Here is a 17,131-nt window from a genome sequence, read left to right as displayed (position 1 = left end):
ATGGATAAAATACCTATTTTAAGGATGGGCAACTTTTTGCTGGTGACCATCCAGGTTGATCTTTATGATCGTTTGGCACTAAACCTCGAGGCAGACTTGGTGCAGATGGTAAATAAGACCAGTGCACGAGGTGTACTTATAGACATATCAGCGGTTTCAATCGTAGATTCGTTTATGGGGCGCATCATTGGCAATATTGCCAGCATGTCTAAAATCCTAGATGCAGAAACAGTTGTGGTAGGCATGCAACCTGCTGTAGCCATTACACTTATTGAACTTGGCCTTCCGCTAAATGGAGTGCATACCGCCTTAAACGTTGAACGAGGGATGAAACGGCTACAGGAAATGATTGGACCGGTTCAGGAAGACGATGACGAAATAGCACCAGAAGATGATTCTTTCGCTGAGTAAAGATAACATACAGGTCCAGAGAGAACAGGACGTGGTGCTGCTAAGAAACAGGGTAAAAGAAGTTGCGGTTAAGATTAAAATGGGACTTCTGAACCAGACCAAATTAATCACCGCGGCCAGTGAACTCCTTAGAAATATGCTACGTTACGGCAACGGAGGTACCTGTCTGGTGGAGATTGTATCACGAGGTAGGGATAATGGAGTTCGGCTCACTTTTGCCGACAAGGGGCCTGGTATTGCCGATATTCCTCAAGCTATGCGTGACGGATTCTCTACAGGCCGCAGCTTGGGCTTAGGCTTGCCTGGAGCTAAAAGATTGGTAAACGAATTCGACATCAAGAGTAAGGTGGGCGAGGGTACAACGGTAATGATTCTAAAATGGGCCAATGGTTGACGCAACACACACCAAATTTTCTGCTGGTGACAGAAGCTATTTTTCGCTGATAAAAAAAGAAATCCACCAAAAGGCTGTCGAACTAGGCATACCACAAAAAAGAGTGGCGGAAGTAGATTTGATTGTTGCCGAAATAACGAGTAATCTTTATAAATATGCAAATGATGGAGAAATACTGGTAGGGAGTTTTTATGAAGAGGGAAATCCCTATCTCGAAATCATATGCATTGACAATGGGCCTGGTATTGCAAACCCATCAAAGATGATTCTGGACGGATTTTCCTCCAGCAATACCTTGGGCCATGGACTGGGAAGCATAAAACGTCTTTCCGATACTTTTGATCTATATTCCCTTACGGATTGGGGTACAATATTGCTTAGCAGGGTTTATGCCACTACGCCTGCAAAAAATGCTAAAGGAGTATTCATTAGGCCCATCGTACTGAGCAAGCCAGGTGAAACTACAAGTGGCGATGGTTTTTTTTACAAATCATCTAAAGATGTGATAAAACTGATGCTTTGCGACGGTCTAGGGCACGGGCCAGAAGCAAACTTAGCTGTTAATGAAGCCGAAAAGAATTTTCGCGTTTGTCCGGATAACGACCCAGTACAAACCTTGAGGTTTTTGCATGGTACAATTAAACGAACTAGGGGAATGGTTGCTAACATGGTTTGCTTGGACCTGAAAAATCGCACATGGACTTCTGCTGGAATTGGTAATATCGGCGTAAGATGGTTAGGACCCAATCTGGCAAAAAATCACATGTCCTACAATGGCATTGTCGGACACAACATTCCAAATACAATGAATTCGCAACAATATTCTGTAGATGAATATAACCAAGTGGTAATGGCATCAGATGGTATCAAAACGCGTTGGGAGCTGTCAAAATATCCTATGATACAGAAATGTGATCCTTCGATACTTGCAGCGGCAATTTATAAAGATCATGCAAGACAAACAGATGATATGTCGGTTGTTGTAATCAGATATAAATAATTATGACCGAGATTATCAATATAACGCTTGAAAACGAAATGGACCTTGTGCTGGCTCATAGGCGCTGTATGGCAGTGGGCGAGCGTATTGGTTTAACTATTGCTACTCAAACTTCTTTTTCAACAGCGGTTTCTGAGGTGGCAAGAACGGTTATCGAACATACCAACACGGGTAATCTACAATTAGGCATAGGTGGTAGCCATCCGCGTTTCACCATGGCGGCAACCATAGTATTTGAGGAAGTGGATGGACTTGATAGAGGTGATAACGGCTTTTTCTATGCCCAAAAACTAGTTCCCGAATTTCTTTTTAAAAGAAGTGAGGGAAGCTGTATAATAGAGATGGCCATCGGTATTCCTCGCTCGCTGAAAATAGACCGAACAAGGATTGCCGACATCAAAAAATATTTCCTTGCCGACGGGCCAGTAAACGCTTATGAAGAAATCAAAAACCAGAAAAACCATCTTTACAAAGTTACCGGGCAACAAGAGTTAGAAATACAGCACGAGAAACTAATAAACGAAAAGAAGAATGAATTTATTTCGATAGCCAGCCATGAGATGAAAACGCCACTCACCATTCTTAAAGCATACACTCAGATGCTGGTAAAAGAAAGGGAGGGTTTTGAGCCGAGGTTTGCAAACGTTATTGACAAGCTTGATCTGCAAACTAGCAAACTTACAGCCCTTGTAAAACAGCTGATGGATGTTTCTCAGATGGAAAACGGCTCTTTCGGATATAGACGTGAACAGGTTCCTTTCCGTCCGTTTCTTTCTGAAGTAATAGACATGCTCTCGCAAGCTTACAGCGCACATGCTATTTCTTTGTCTGTTGATTCGGACAGTGTGGTAAATATAGACCGTTTGCGTATGGAGCAGGTGTTGACTAACCTTTTGGGCAATGCTACTAAATATTCGCCTTTGGGTAGTGCTATTGATGTTCGCTGCAGTGTGGTAGAATCAACAGTCACTGTATCGGTTCGTGATAAAGGCCTTGGTATAAGCACCGAGGCACTAGCATCCATTTTCGAAAAGTTCTATCGTGATAAAAGCGTAATGACCACACATCCGGGACTGGGCATGGGGTTGTATATAACTTCCAAAATAGTAGTTGACCATGGCGGGAAAATCTGGGCCGAGAGTGTAGAGGGAATAGGTTCTACTTTTTACTTTAGCCTACCTTGCAGTAGCGTAATCAGCGAGTAAATCTGCTTAGCTAAACTTTAGCAATTATAGATGAAATTAAAAAGTCAAGCCTGTTGATTGAAATTCAATATTCCGTCTGACGGTTTTTTAAAAAATGGAGAGTATGTTTAGTGGCTTGCTAATTTGCTCACAAAACTAAACATCAAACTAATCTTTAAGAGGAGGTGCGTAATGCGGTGCTGTATAAGTCTCTTTTAATTACTTGAAATAAAATCAAGCTTATCTCAAACGTTTCAGTGCTCCCGTACTCCACAATGCCCAAATAATAAGTACCGGTTGAAAGAACAAGCGTGCCAATCTAGCCTGATCGGTGTTCAAACCAAATGCGTCGCGATGATTTAAGTATTGTGCGATATTACCAGGAAAAACCGCAATGTAAAATAAGGCTAGTGCGATCCCAGCTTTGGAACGGTTTTTTTTAGCCAAGACTAGAGCTAATCCTAAAGCAATTTCGGCAATTCCAGACAAGAGCACGGTAGCATCTTTATTTATGGGCACCCAATCTGGTACTTGTGCTTGAAACTCCCGACGTTGAAACGTAAGATGACCGACACCTGCCAAAACCATAAAAAGTCCTAAAACGATTCGAGCACCTTTTTGTAAACTACTGGTTTTTGAATAAGGTTTGATTTGCTGGATTTCCATGCCCAATAAACCTAAAGAAATAGTAATTGTTTTAAAAAGTATCGATGCTTAATGGAAGTAATTCGTTAAATGGTAAACCACTTAATATAGTTTATTCTTCATGCAACCTTTAATCAGTTGTTATCGTCACAACTATATAAACAATTACTTAAAATTTAATAAAATTTCAAAAAATGAAAAAAATCATCTACCTATTTATTATTCCGCTTTGCGTATTTACGAGTTCTTGCACTATGATGGTTAAAGGAATTGCCAAACTGGTGGTTAAAGATTATAATGATTACACGCATACAAATGTTTCCAACATACAACTCGTAGATGCCAAGGGCAGTACCCAAACGTTTGGTGATTTATACAACGGAAAAACCGTTTATTTGTATGTTTGGGATAGCAAAGAATTAACTGCCGAACAAGAACAATCTTTTCAGTCGTTGAAACAACGTTTTGCTAAATATCCTGACGTGGTTTTTGCAAATTTATATTTGGGTTCTGATACTGTAGCCAATGCCAATAAATTGGCTAGCAATGCATCTTCTAATGAATTTAAGGAAATTGTTAAAGTAAGTGATCCTGCACCTTTTATCATCGGGAAGGATGGATCTATATTAGCTTACAAGGGACCTAAGCCAAACGATAAAATTGTGGTAGACTATGTGCTTTACCAGGCAAGAACGGGTGAGAACGGAACCAAAGCCGCCAAACGCTTAATTAGGGGAGTGGATAGAAATGAGCAATTTAAGTCTGACCAACTTGTAGATTGGTATACTAATCACTTTGGGAAAGTCCCGGGAGATAAACTATCCTTCTCTTTATCTTCTACAAATTAAAACAGCTATCTTTTTTATTCAATATCACGATGTTTAGCGCAGAAGAAAATTCGATATTCCTTTCGGTATAATTTCGTTGCGCAGCTTTCAGCTCGTCTTATCTACCGCAGTTAACGAAATATATGATGCAAACCGAATAAAGTAAAAACAGCAGGCGTATAGAACTTTAAAATTGGATGCTTAAATTAGCCCAGATTTAATTTAAAAGAAATGACATTAGGTACAGGTGGTTCTTCCGCATCAGTAGAACTTGATAAAATACAAGACAGAACGCTTGGCGTACAGCCAATTGCTTTGCAGGAATATAAAGCTCGTTTAAAAAAGGCGACAGATTTGATGGCACAGCATTCGGTTAGTGCATTGTACATTAACGCTGGCACAAACTTGTATTATTTTACAGGAACACATTGGAATGCATCTGAAAGAATGGTTGGTGCGCTTTTGTTTGGTGACGGTACATTGCAATATATTGTGCCAAAATTTGAGGAAGGAACCTTTAAAAAGTATAGGAAAGTGGAGGCCGACATCAACTGTTGGGAAGAGCACGAATCGCCTTATGTTTTAATTAGCCAGCTTTTACATCATAATAGTGTAAGCGAAGGAATTTTTGCAATAGACGAATCTGCTCCTTATTTTCTGGTGGATGGAATTTCGAAAGTAAATTCAAACTTTCATTTTATAAATGCACAAGAAATTACCGCTGGATGCCGAATGCAGAAAACGGAAAATGAAATTGCTATTATCCAAAAGGCGAAAGACATTACCATGGAAGTTCAACGAGCTGCGGCTAAGATACTAAGACCAGGAATTTCGGCGAAGGAAGTGGAAGACTTTATCAATAAAGCGCATATCAAAGCTGGAATTGCTTCGGGTTCTTACTTTTGTATAGTGCTTTTTGCAGACGATACACAGTACCCACACGGAGTTGCGGTACCTCAGCCGTTGAAGGAAAATGATGCGGTTATTATAGACACAGGTTGCAGACTAGAAGGATACCTTTCTGATATTACAAGATCTTACGTATACGGCGTGCCTTCTGATGAATACAGGACTATCTGGGATTTGGAGAAGAAAACACAGCTTGCCGCTTTTGAAGCTGCGCAAATTGGTCGTTCTTGCGGTTCGGTTGATGATGCAGCCAGAGAAACATTGGCACAGGCTGGTCTCAGTGCAAACTATGATTTGCCGGGTTTACCACACAGGGTAGGTCATGGCACCGGACTAGATATACACGAATATCCGTATTTGGTTCGCGGAAGCGAGATAAAACTGGCCGAAGGGATGGTAGTAAGCAACGAACCTATGATTTGTGTTCCTGGAAAATTTGGGATTAGGCACGAAGATCATTTTTACATGACCGAAAATGGACCGAAATGGTTTACCTCTCCAATGCTTAGTCTTGATAACCCTTTTGGCTATTAGTATTTATTATCATTTGGAAGATTTAACAGGGTTAGATGGCAATCGTAAAGCGATAGTTTGTAAAAAACATATCTGTTGTTTCGCGATTGCCGTTCGCTCAATAGTGATGTACGTTTCGTATTTGTAGACGGGATAGTGATTGTAGAGAAAAAGCAACGAAAACGAAGTTACATATAACAAGCTTTGGGTGTTTTTTTAAGCTGACGTATGAAGTTATTGGATGTTAAATAAAGTTAATTTTTTCGTTACGGTTAACCGATTAATGATATTTGGCCATCAATCCTTATTATGTGCCAATCCACTTTGTATTTATTAAAAATATTGCGCTTCTTTTTACTTTTAACCATTTTACTCATTTTGGAGGGCAAAGTTGCGCATTCCCAATCTTCAATTATAAACGGCATAGTAACTGAAGAGCGGACCAATCTTCCAGTGCTATATGTCAGTATAGGAATTAAGAACAAACCTATAGGCACCGTTTCCGACGCTGTCGGAAGATATTCGCTAACCTATAACAGAACGGATATTGCCAATAGTGATTCAATAATTTTTTCGGCAGTTGGTTACCGTAGCTTAAAGCTTAGCTGGGCTGACTTTTTAAAAACGGAAAAAAATGTTAAGCTATCAGAGTCGCCACAACTACTTGAAACGGTAAATATCAAGGCGCAACCCAGTCAGATAAAAAATTATGGTCGATCGAGAGCCAGTCTGGTTTTCTTTCCGGCTATGTATAAAAATATACCAAAACATAGTGATGAAAAGGGACGCGAACAGGCAACTATTCTGAAGATAGATCAGAACGTTTTTTTGAGAAAGCTGAGTTTCGGAATAAATAGGAGGGGATTTAAAAAGATCAAACTAAGAATGAATATTTATAGTGTTAAGCAGGGCATTCCTGATCAATCTATACTTGGCAAGGATGTAGTGTTTGATATTCAAGGAACGACAGAGATAGGAATGCCTCGTGCTGAAACTATTGACCTTCTACCTTACCAAATTCATATAAAAGGGCAAAAGGAAATAGCTGTTTCCTTAGCTGTTTTAGATTTGGAACCCTTAACCGCAGATAGTACCAAGCCAGCATTTTTTATACCTTCCTTTCCAGTGCCACTAAAATCTAGCCTGTTCAGGATTAAAGGCGAAGCAGAGTGGCAAAAAGTTTCTGCTTCTTATTTACTCGTTGCGCTTGAAGTATCTTCTATTAAGAACGGTAAAAATAAGGAAACAAAGAAATTAGAAGATAGCGATACAGCTATTATACAGGAAAATACCACTTTATCTAGCTTAATGTACGGCAACAACAATGGTAAACGTATAAAAGTAAATGAAGGTGAGATATATTACGAAACATACGGTAAGGGTAGTCCTTTGTTCTTGTTACATGGAAATAACGAGCAAATCAATTCATTTAGGGAACAGATAGGTTTTTTGTCTAAAAATTTCAAGGTAATTGCATTAGATACAAGAGGGCAAGGTAATAGCGTAAATCATAAAGTTTCTCCATATACTTACGAACAATTTGCCGAAGACCTCTCGACAGTAATGGATGCACTGTCCATAAAAAAGGCAAGCTTGCTAGGATGGAGCGATGGTGGAAATACCGCACTTATTTTTGCTTTAAAACATCCTGAAAAGGTTGATAAAATGGTACTTATGGGGGCGAATTTGTTCCCAGGTAATGAGGCGATTGAAGAGGGTGTGTTACGCTTATTCGAAAATCGTAGAGATAGTTTAATGAAACAAACTGATCCAGCATCTCAAAACCAGCTTCGGCTAACGGAGTTAGTGCTAAAAGAACCGCACATAAATCCCTCCGACCTAAAATCGATAGCGACGCCTGTTATGGTTGTTGCAGGAGAATCTGACGTGATAAAAAGGGAGCATACCATGTTAATCCATTCCAGTATCAAAAATTCGAAGCTTGAGATCATCAAAGGGGGAGATCATTACGTTCCGCTGAAAAATCCGAATGTTTTTAATAAAATGGTGCTTGAATTTCTATCATCTGGTAACGGCGAGCGTTGATTACAAGTTTGTATTGAGCGTTAGTATTTGGGAAATTTTTGGAATTACTATTAACTTCTGCTAGCATACTGACGCGTTTTTATGTTTTCCCACATGATAAGTTTATCATCGATTCTATGAAAAGCACGAATTTCTCCATCTTGAGATATTACCATGCCTAATGCCGTTGGATGGTTCCAACAGTAGGCAATCATAGAACGATGCCGAGTTCCGTAGTGCTTTGGGTCTGCGGCGATTAAGGATTTGGGACTAGCGGTTGCAGCGCTCGAAACATATATTTTTCGAGGCATACGTTTCGACCTCAATACTGTTCCGAAACCAGAGGCAACCAAATTTGTGTCGAACAATACTACCCCATCTACACATGTTTGCGAAGCAATAAAACTAATTGCTCCAGTTATTTCATCGGCAGTACCTGCCTTGGCATAAAAAGCTCGAGACTCCTGATGGTATAACGATTTGCCAACCGCACGTTTTCCGGAGTCGAGCGTTTCTTCAACCTTTGCTTCTAGCATTGCGTTATCTATGCATGCCTTGGCATGGGCAATCATTGCATTAAGTAATCTATTGTAACTAATTTGGTATTTAATGTCTAGGTCAACATGATCAGAATGGATAAGTATAGCTCCACCATGTTGATAATACTGTATTTTTAGTAATAGCCTAGAAAGTGTTTGTATCCAAAGGTTATCTAAAAAATCTTCCCATTCGGTATAAGTAGCATTTGGATATCTTTCGCGAAGATATTGCTTTAAAGTAGTTTTTAGTGTAGTTGCATTTTGACGAAGTATTTTGGAGATTGGACCAATGGTCATCACATCTAAATAGCGTTGTACCAGTACGTGTTGTTTAAGTGTGGCAAGTAATTGGTAGTCGAAAAGTACACTAAGGGTACCAATATCATCTATAGAAACTTGAAACAGGCCAGGTTGCTCTGAATCAATATCAGATTCGTAGTTTAGAAAATTCTCGTAATGCATTGCTTGGTCAATCATTCCCCAAATGAAAATCCCTTTCTCGTTGTAGTAAACCGCAAGAGATGAACTGCAGGGGTCGGCCGCTTTGGAAAGTTTCGCCAGCGACTTTGCATTCATTTTTATGGGTTTGCTAAATGGAATATAGCTCCATCTTTCTGGCACATGTTGCTTCGGCGGATGAGGATCTGGATTTGCCGGATCTATCATCGTTACAGTTACTTTAATTAGATCGCTTTCTTCTCTGCACATGCTAGTAAAAAACAGGCAATCGAAAAGATTTTCTAAAACCGCAAGTGCGGGCAAATCCGGATGTTGTCGGCTTACCTTTAGCTTGTTATATACAAGATTTGCGAGATGTTTAGGGCGTGCGTTTTCCAAAATTTAAGCTGTGGCGATATAACAAACTCTCAAGAAGATTGTTTGGGTATAAAGGCTTGATATCGTTTTTGCCGATATAATTTTATTGCTGTATTCACGCAACAAAGGTTACCAAATAGCATTGCCCGTATTAATAGATGAATTAAAGTTACCCGAATGCAATACCGTTTCAGAAATCTGTTGTCGCCCCTTTTTATATGTTGCCTTTTGTTGCTGATATTGAACGATTTCTTTTTCAAAGAATTGTTTCATAATATGATTACAGGCAAACTTTCTGACTTTTGCGGTCTGTTTATTTTTCCTATTTTTTGGTCGGCTATTTTCCACCGCTCAAAACCATTAGTGTATATTTTAACAGGTCTGCTATTTGTTTATTGGAAAAGCGAATATTCATCAGGATTAATTGAAATGGTAAATACTGTTTTTAACATCCATCGTACCGTAGATCTTTCTGATTTAATAGCTTTGCCGGTTTTGCTATTGGCGTGGCTCTATACTAAAGACAGCCCAAAACTGTTAATTGATCGCTCCATGTTTAGCCGGTTATCGGCGATGTTTGTAGGTCTTGTAGCATTTTTCTCTTTCTGCGCCACCTCTCAAGAAAGATATGTACAATTTTTTGACCAACCACAATTTGTGCTTTTGAGTGGCAGTGCAACTCTAGATAGTAATTCGAACTACGGGCTTGAGCTTTACAAAAAAGATTCCTTGCTCGTTGTAAAGGTCAACGAGCTGGGAATCAGCAAGCCTGTAATAAATGATGATTTTAATAAAAACAAGTCCGTTGAGGAACTTGACAAGAATGTATTGGAATTGATATCAGGAAATCTAAGTTTGGTTCCTTCTGGAACAGTAACTGCACTGAGCATCAGCACGCCAGAGGGTACCGACTCGCTTAGGTTTAACGGCGGACGTTTAGATGGCAGATTTAGTAGGACAAAAAACGGTAAAATCATCCTAGAAGGATTTTACAAAATGGGATTAGAAGATGCTACATGGACTTCTAGGGATAGTACCAATAACCACGTTGTGGTACAGACGTTTGTAAATGGCGAGCGGACAAGTATTAAGCAGTTTGACGGTAAAAAGCTTATATCATCAAAGGGCATCAATACTCGTTTAGATACCATTCGAATTAAATACATACATGCAGGAATACTTGTTTTGTGTGTTGTAGGAATAATTGTAATGTTGGTGAGGAATTTTAGAAGTACAGCACCACATCAGCTCAAAGTTAAAACAATTTGGAAGTGGCTGTTCTGCTTTGTATCGCCACTATTTGTATGGTTAATTTATTTCGGAATCCAGTTGTTGCTTATGGATTACAATAGCTATATTTTCGCAATGCTGGCATCTATTATTTTTATCGCTATAGCTACTTTTCCAATTATGGTTATTGTAGTATTTTTGATTAAACTTAGAAAGGAAATTGATGTTCTTTTCTATTGCCTCTTGCTTGGTTTGCTGTGTAGTATATGGACAACTTACGGAACCATTCTCCAACTTTCTGCTTAGCTGGTTTTTGACCGAAAAAATCATCAATACAGCAGTGTTTTGTTTTGAAACTGCCTTTGTTAGTTGTTTTTAAAGGGTAGTGTGTTAAAAATTAGAGATACTGCGGTAGAGGCGCCGAAGGCTGATTTGGGTTGCTGTTCTGGCGTTCTAGTGGCCCATCTGGTATGAATTAAATTTTGAGCGTTTCGGTTGTTGTAGGCAACTTTAGCATTCAAAAGCAACCAATCAACTAAATCTGTTTTTTTAGTTTCTGTGGTGTATAGTCGAGCATATCTTGCAAAAATTCCTTTAAATCCGGGCAAATCATTTCCGCCATCCTCATTGTTCATTGTTTTTTCATGGTACATATCTTCCCTTATATATTTTGCAATTTGTTCGGCATCGAGCAGATAATTTGCTTCTTTTGTATGTTTATAGAGTAAAACAGCAGACCCTAGAAAAGTACCTTGGTTGTAGGTTGAACTCCATGTAGATACCTTTATTAAACCGGTTTTTTCGTCGAGGTCTATATTATCGTTTACCTTTCCGGTTTTCTGGTCGAACAGATAAATTTTTGACCAACTATATAAGGCTATCGCTTTATCATAATAACTTTTATCACCAGTTGCTTCGGCTAAATAGCAAGATGCAACTATAGCCGGACCTTGTATGCATGCATTTTTTGAAGTTTTAGTTTCAAACCAGTTTAAGCCACCACCATATTTGTTTGTAAAAGCCCTCGCATACATTTTGTCAAATTGATCTTTGCTCTTTTGGAGATAAATTTTGTTTCCTGTATGCTTATAAGCTCTAATACAAAAAATGGCTGCCCATGCAATGTCATCATTAAACTTGTTGTACATCCAATCTTCTTTATGCTGAAGTATAAAGTTATCGTACATCAAATCAAATTTTTCTAGATATTTTCTATCCTTTGTTACTTCATAGGCATCCAAAATAATTTCCATCATTTCAGCTCTATCCCAAAAGCCTTTAAATGTTTCAATGTTATACTGGTGATACCAAGCGTTAAAAACTTTATCAGCTATGGCAACGCTTGGTGACACTTCTTGAGGTTCTTCTTTGTTAAAAATCCATTGCTGTTGATCGATTCTCGAAGATTTTTTTAAACTAACTCTTGCGCCATCGGCATGGTTGTCAGAAATAACGCTTAAAAAGTATTCTGGAGAATCAGCTGATGTCAAGTTGTAAATACCCTTAGCAGACTTTTTTATAATCCATGTAACGCCACCAGTAACATTATCCTCCACTTGATCTACAACTGCGGAATCTACGGTAACATTCGAAGTATGGAGAAGTTTTCCGCTTCCAAGGTTCGTTAAAGTATACCGATCCTTAGTAATTTGTTTAATTACCCAACGTTGAGCATCAGATTGGGTATTGGTCCATGTGTTTACAAGGTCCTTGTTTTCCATTGATGCGTTATGTACATCAAGTAGTTTGTTGCTGGTTTTGGACTTTATAGTATATATGCTACCAGAGCTAATGCCAGAGGTTTGGGCGAGACAGTTAATTGAATTAAAAATGAAAATTAGCAATGTCGTTGATATTAGAAGCTTTTTCATATTGTTTTTATGCTGCATATCTCGTTTTTAAGCTGTTCGCGTTAGTTGAAAACCAAATTTACCGCCTTGCGTTGGGTTAATCTTTCTAGAGCTTTAACGCTAAATTTATTAAAAATATAGTGAAATTACATTAACCGCTTCTTAGTTTTGTATCACATCAATTAACACAGCACCACATACCGCATTCAGTATCGCAAAAAGAACTTTTTTCAGTAACTTTCTTACGGCTATATTAATGTGTTTATGTTTTTAGACGGAGATTGCAGCGTTTGCCTATAGAGGCCCAATTTCAAATAACATCCACGGCGAATCCCATCATTTAGTCGGCGAATACCAATGCGCTAAACCTTAGGGCTAAAAACTTATACTTACTTTTGCGTGGTACTAAATTCTGGTACAGAAACTTTATATGGCAAGACAGCAATTGAATAGTGGTAATGCAGCGAGGATAGAATTACCAAAGGCAAAACTAAATAGAGAAACATTAAGTCATGTAGCTAAATTGCTAAGCTACCTAAAACCCTACCGAGGTAAATTTATAGCGGCGTTATTCTTTTTGTTGTTATCCAGTTTGGTTGGGTTAGCTTTTCCCTCATTTGTAGGAGCACTTATAGACACTGCTCAAGGTAAACGTACCAACGATTTTTTGCCAGAAACTATACCTGGAATATTGCTGTTGGCATTTGTGGTGTTAGTTCTACAGGCCATCATTTCTTTTTTTCGCATTTTATGGTTTGTAGGTGTTGGCGAAAGAGCATTGGCAGATATTAGAAAAGATACATATTTAAAACTGATTACATTGCCGATGGACTTCTTTTCGGGAAGAAGAGTTGGAGAGCTGAACAGCAGGATATCTGCAGATCTCTCGCAGGTGCAAGACACTTTAACTACCACCATAGCTGAAATGATTAGGCAGGCAGTGCTGTTAATCGGTGGCGTTGTTTTCATGTCTATTATTTCTAAGAAATTGGTTTTTACCTTGTTAATTGTTCTTCCGGTATTAATTGTAGCGGCCGTTTTCTTTGGCAGGTTTATCAAGAAAATTTCTCGTCAGGCACAAGACAAACTAGCAGAATCAAATACTATTGTAGATGAAACGCTGATGGGGATTGCTAACGTAAAAGCGTTTGTAAACGAGCCATTTGAAGCTGGTCGTTACAGTAGCGCTATCCGCGAAGTTGCCAATATAGCCATTAAAGGAGCAAAATTTAGAGGAATGTTTTCTTCATTTATAGTGTTGTGTTTGTTTGGCGGTATTTTGGGTGTAATTGGTTACGGCTGTGTGTTGGTTAGCGAAGGCGAAATTACTTTCGGTCAGCTGTTACAATTTTCGCTTTATGCTATGTTTTTAGCAAGCTCATTGGGTAGTTTTCCCGAAATGTTTGCCAACGTACAAAAAACTGTTGGGGCTAGCGAAAGGGTATTGGAAATATTAGCAGAACAAGGAGAAGAAGTATCAATAGTAACTAATGTTGATCATGTTGAGCAAAAAATAGTTGGTAATCTAGCTTTTCGTGATGTTGGATTTTCTTATCCATCCCGTAAAGAAACTGAAGTTTTAAGTAATGTTTCCTTTGAAGCCAAAGCTGGAGAACGGGTAGCTATCGTTGGTCCGAGTGGTTCCGGGAAATCAACAACAGCTGCGCTAATTTTACAGTTTTACAAACCGCAAACTGGCGAAATACTGTTTGATGGCAAACCAGCAAATCTATATTCATTAACAGATATCAGAAATCAGGTGGCTATCGTTCCGCAGGATGTAATGTTGTTTGGTGGCACTATTTTAGAAAACATCGCCTATGGCAGATTAAACGCTAACGAAGAAGAAATTATTAAAGCAGCACAACGGGCAAATGCACACCAGTTCATTACATCTTTTCCTGAGGGATATGCAACAGTCGTGGGCGAACGTGGCGTAAAATTATCGGGTGGCCAGCGTCAACGTATTGCCATTGCCAGAGCGTTGTTAAAAAACCCGTCTATATTGATTTTAGATGAGGCAACTTCGTCACTTGACTCTGAATCTGAGCGTTTGGTACAGGAGGCTTTAGAGGAACTTATGAAAGGTCGTACTTCAATTATTATCGCACACCGCTTATCTACCATAAGGGAAGCAGATCGCATTATCGTTATGGAAAAAGGTAAACTCCTAGAGTCAGGAACACATAAAGAGTTGATGGAAAACCAAGAGGGACTTTATCGTTATTTAAGTGGTTTGCAGTTCGAAGTTGGGTAGTTTTTGGCTAGGCTTAAATGTTAGAATTTAATAAAACCGAAAAACTACTTGGTTGCTACCCAAGTTCTTTGTTAAAAGAAATTGAAATGTGTTAGCAACGTTAATCTCGTTTAACCTCTTCTTAGCTGATTAAAATGAGCTGACTATATGTCCCGAGTAAGCGCTATCGCGGTAATTACTTGTTTATTCGCTAAATCAGCATTATTTTTAGCGAATACAATTATCCTTTTAATATGCTTTACAGAATTTCTATACTTAGCAGTTTCCTTTTTTTACTTTTTATTAATGTAGTAACAGCTCAAAATTCGTTAAGGCTTTGGTATGATAAGCCTGCAGTTAATTGGATGACATCGGCTTTGCCCATTGGAAATGGAGAACTTGGAGCAATGTTTTTTGGAGGCGTAGCGAAAGAACAATTACAGTTTAATGAAAAAACACTGTGGACAGGCAGTACGACAATTAGAGGTGCTTATCAGAATTTTGGTGATGTCTACATAGATTTTCCTGGGCACGAAAATTATACTGAGTACCGGAGAGAATTAACTTTAAATAATGCAATTGGCAGTGTTAGTTACAAAATTAACGGTGTTGTTTATAATAGAACATATTTTGCGAGCAGGCCCGATGGCGTAATTGTTATGCATGTAAAAACACCGGGTAAAAAAGGCAAAATTTCTTTTTCTATAGGCTTAAAAGATGCACATTCTGGTGTAACCGAATTGGTTAAAAATATGCTTACAATTAGCGGTAAGCTTGATTTGTTAAATTACAAAGGACAAGTTAAAGTGCTTAATGCCGGAGGAACCTTATCTTCTTCGAATGGAAAAATAACCGTGGCAAATGCCGATGCTGTTACCATTTTAATTGCGGGAGCAACAAATTATAAAATAGAAAGTGCAAACTATATTGGCGAAACAAAGGGGGAGTTGGACCAACGTTTAACTAAAGTACTTTCTAAAGCTAGCGCTAAAAATTACCAAGAATTAAAAGCCAGGCATATACAAGATTATCAAACATTATTTAATCGTGTAAAATTTGACTTGAATACAACTGAGCCTAAGGTTACAACAGATTTGTTGCTTAAATCCCAAAGAGAAAATAATTATCTAGATGTACTTTATTTCCAATATGGCAGGTATTTGATGATTTCCTCGTCTAGAGGGATGCAATTGCCAAATAATCTACAGGGAATCTGGAATAATAGCAATACACCGCCTTGGGAATCTGATATTCATACAAATATTAATATTCAAATGAATTATTGGCCAGCAGAAAGCACCAATCTTTCCGAATGCCATATGCCTTTTCTCTATTATGTAAAAACTGAAGCATTGCGAGACAATGGCTCATTTATGAAATTGGCTAAAAGCGAAAATAACAGAGGATGGACAGTAAATACACAGAGCAATATTTTTGGACATACAGATTGGAATATCAATCGCCCTGCAAATGCTTGGTATGCTACACACCTTTGGCAACATTACGCCTATACAAAAGATTTGGCTTACTTGAAAAATACAGCTTTCCCAGTGTTAAAAAGTACCTGCGAATATTGGTTTGATAGATTGGTGAGTAATGCGGATGGAAAACTGGTTGCACCTAAAGAATGGTCGCCGGAGCATGGCCCTTGGGAAGACGGAGTTGCCTATGCACAGCAATTGGTATGGGAATTATTCGATCAAACACTTAGAGCTTCGGAGGTTTTAAATGCGGATGCAAAGTTTGTGGCCGAGTTAAAAGATAAATTTGCCCGTTTAGATAATGGATTGGAAATAGGCAAATGGGGACAAATTAAGGAATGGAAAATTGATGCTCAGAATCTTGATAAGCAGGGTTACGACCATCGGCATTTATCTCAATTGATTGCCTTGTATCCGGGTAGTCAAATTTCATATCTTAAAGATGCTAAGTTTGCAGAAGCAGCAAGAGTAACTTTAGAATCTAGAGGCGATGAGGGTATGGGATGGAGTAGAGCCTGGAAAATAGCTTGTTGGGCAAGATTATTTGATAGTGATCGTGCACATAAACTATTAAAGCAAGCGCTAAACTTAACCTATAAAACCGAGTTGAGTATGAATGTGGCAGATGGTGGCGTTTATGAGAACTTGTTCGATGCACATCCACCATTTCAAATTGACGGAAATTTTGGTGCTACTGCCAGCATAGCCGAAATGCTTTTGCAAAGCCATTTGAACGAATTACATTTATTGCCTTCTCTGCCTAAGGCTTGGCCCGATGGCTCGATAAACGGGCTAAAGGCACAAGGTAACTTTGAAGTTAACCTGCAATGGAATAAGGGGTTGTTACAGAGAGCATCCTTGATTTCTTTGTCTGGGTCGAAGTGTAAAATTCGTACGCTAACGCCAATAATAATTAAAAATCAGCAGTACAAAACCGAAAAAGATGGTAAATATTTTGTTTACATTTTTGATACGGTAAAGGGCAAGCAATATGAGATAGTTTCTTCTCTTTAGGGTTTAATGTGCATTGTAGATATGTGTTTAACAATAACTCAAATTATTACATACGCC

The 17,131-nt window shown here is 38.6% G+C and carries 14 protein-coding genes; 10 read left to right on the top strand and 4 right to left on the bottom strand.

Annotated elements, in window-relative coordinates; all coding sequences use genetic code 11:
- The 4 genes from DUT69_RS10055 to DUT69_RS10040 are packed head-to-tail and all read left to right on the top strand — an operon-like array spanning window position 1 to window position 3,010.
- The gene (locus DUT69_RS10055; protein ID WP_113653095.1) at window positions 1-411 is read left to right on the top strand and encodes an STAS domain-containing protein; all 411 of its coding nucleotides are present in this window, start codon (window positions 1-3) and stop codon (window positions 409-411) included.
- 31 nt (window positions 412-442) lie between these two features.
- On the top strand, window positions 443-805 hold the full coding sequence (locus DUT69_RS10050; protein ID WP_240186692.1) for an anti-sigma regulatory factor: 363 nt from the start codon (window positions 443-445) through the stop codon (window positions 803-805).
- Complete coding sequence (locus DUT69_RS10045) at window positions 798-1,805, top strand: ATP-binding SpoIIE family protein phosphatase (protein WP_113653093.1); 1,008 nt, start codon at window positions 798-800, stop codon at window positions 1,803-1,805. Before DUT69_RS10050 ends, DUT69_RS10045 begins: the two co-directional genes overlap by 8 nt.
- A 2-nt stretch (window positions 1,806-1,807) precedes the next feature.
- On the top strand, window positions 1,808-3,010 hold the full coding sequence (locus DUT69_RS10040; RefSeq protein WP_113653092.1) for an ATP-binding protein: 1,203 nt from the start codon (window positions 1,808-1,810) through the stop codon (window positions 3,008-3,010).
- 219 nt (window positions 3,011-3,229) lie between these two features.
- On the opposite strand, the gene DUT69_RS10035 is transcribed toward DUT69_RS10040, so the two are convergent.
- Window positions 3,230-3,655: a DoxX family protein gene (locus tag DUT69_RS10035; protein WP_113653091.1), complete on the bottom strand. Its 426-nt coding sequence runs from the start codon at window positions 3,653-3,655 to the stop codon at window positions 3,230-3,232.
- A 173-nt stretch (window positions 3,656-3,828) separates the two neighbouring features.
- Between DUT69_RS10035 and DUT69_RS10030 the strand changes: the two genes are divergently transcribed.
- The 3 genes from DUT69_RS10030 (at window position 3,829) to DUT69_RS10020 (ending at window position 7,929) form a co-directional block, all read left to right on the top strand.
- Window positions 3,829-4,482 carry a hypothetical protein gene (locus tag DUT69_RS10030; RefSeq protein ID WP_162796246.1) on the top strand — a complete coding sequence of 218 codons (654 nt, stop codon included), beginning with the start codon at window positions 3,829-3,831 and terminating at the stop codon, window positions 4,480-4,482.
- A 210-nt stretch (window positions 4,483-4,692) separates the two neighbouring features.
- Complete coding sequence (locus DUT69_RS10025) at window positions 4,693-5,904, top strand: M24 family metallopeptidase (protein ID WP_113653089.1); 1,212 nt, start codon at window positions 4,693-4,695, stop codon at window positions 5,902-5,904.
- A 321-nt stretch (window positions 5,905-6,225) separates the two neighbouring features.
- A complete protein-coding gene (locus DUT69_RS10020) occupies window positions 6,226-7,929 on the top strand; it encodes an alpha/beta fold hydrolase (protein WP_162796245.1) in 1,704 nt (567 codons plus the stop codon).
- Window positions 7,930-7,979: 50 nt separating this feature from the next.
- Here the strand turns inward: DUT69_RS10020 and DUT69_RS10015 are convergent, their stop codons facing one another.
- The gene (locus tag DUT69_RS10015) at window positions 7,980-9,284 is read right to left on the bottom strand and encodes a putative sensor domain DACNV-containing protein (protein WP_113653087.1); all 1,305 of its coding nucleotides are present in this window, start codon (window positions 9,282-9,284) and stop codon (window positions 7,980-7,982) included.
- Between the two features lie 108 nt (window positions 9,285-9,392).
- Window positions 9,393-9,536, bottom strand: coding sequence for a hypothetical protein (locus tag DUT69_RS19210; protein ID WP_162796244.1), 144 nt, complete (start codon window positions 9,534-9,536; stop codon window positions 9,393-9,395).
- A 3-nt stretch (window positions 9,537-9,539) separates the two neighbouring features.
- Between DUT69_RS19210 and DUT69_RS10010 the strand changes: the two genes are divergently transcribed.
- Entirely contained in the window at window positions 9,540-10,799 is a 1,260-nt protein-coding gene (locus DUT69_RS10010; RefSeq protein ID WP_113653086.1) for a toxin-antitoxin system YwqK family antitoxin, read from the top strand.
- A gap of 59 nt (window positions 10,800-10,858) precedes the next feature.
- On the opposite strand, the gene DUT69_RS10005 is transcribed toward DUT69_RS10010, so the two are convergent.
- Window positions 10,859-12,364: a glycoside hydrolase family 76 protein gene (locus DUT69_RS10005; RefSeq protein ID WP_162796243.1), complete on the bottom strand. Its 1,506-nt coding sequence runs from the start codon at window positions 12,362-12,364 to the stop codon at window positions 10,859-10,861.
- 409 nt (window positions 12,365-12,773) lie between these two features.
- Here DUT69_RS10005 and DUT69_RS10000 point away from each other — a divergent pair, with 409 nt between their 5' ends.
- Window positions 12,774-14,600, top strand: coding sequence for an ABC transporter ATP-binding protein (locus DUT69_RS10000; RefSeq protein WP_113653084.1), 1,827 nt, complete (start codon window positions 12,774-12,776; stop codon window positions 14,598-14,600).
- 233 nt (window positions 14,601-14,833) lie between these two features.
- Window positions 14,834-17,074 carry a glycoside hydrolase family 95 protein gene (locus tag DUT69_RS09995; protein ID WP_113653083.1) on the top strand — a complete coding sequence of 747 codons (2,241 nt, stop codon included), beginning with the start codon at window positions 14,834-14,836 and terminating at the stop codon, window positions 17,072-17,074.
- Window positions 17,075-17,131 lie beyond the last annotated feature (57 nt).

It is taken from the genome of Pedobacter namyangjuensis (assembly GCF_003313325.1).
Lineage (GTDB): Bacteria > Bacteroidota > Bacteroidia > Sphingobacteriales > Sphingobacteriaceae > Pedobacter > Pedobacter namyangjuensis.
Note: the sequence above shows the minus strand (reverse complement) of the source record. Positions and strands in the feature narration are given on the sequence as shown.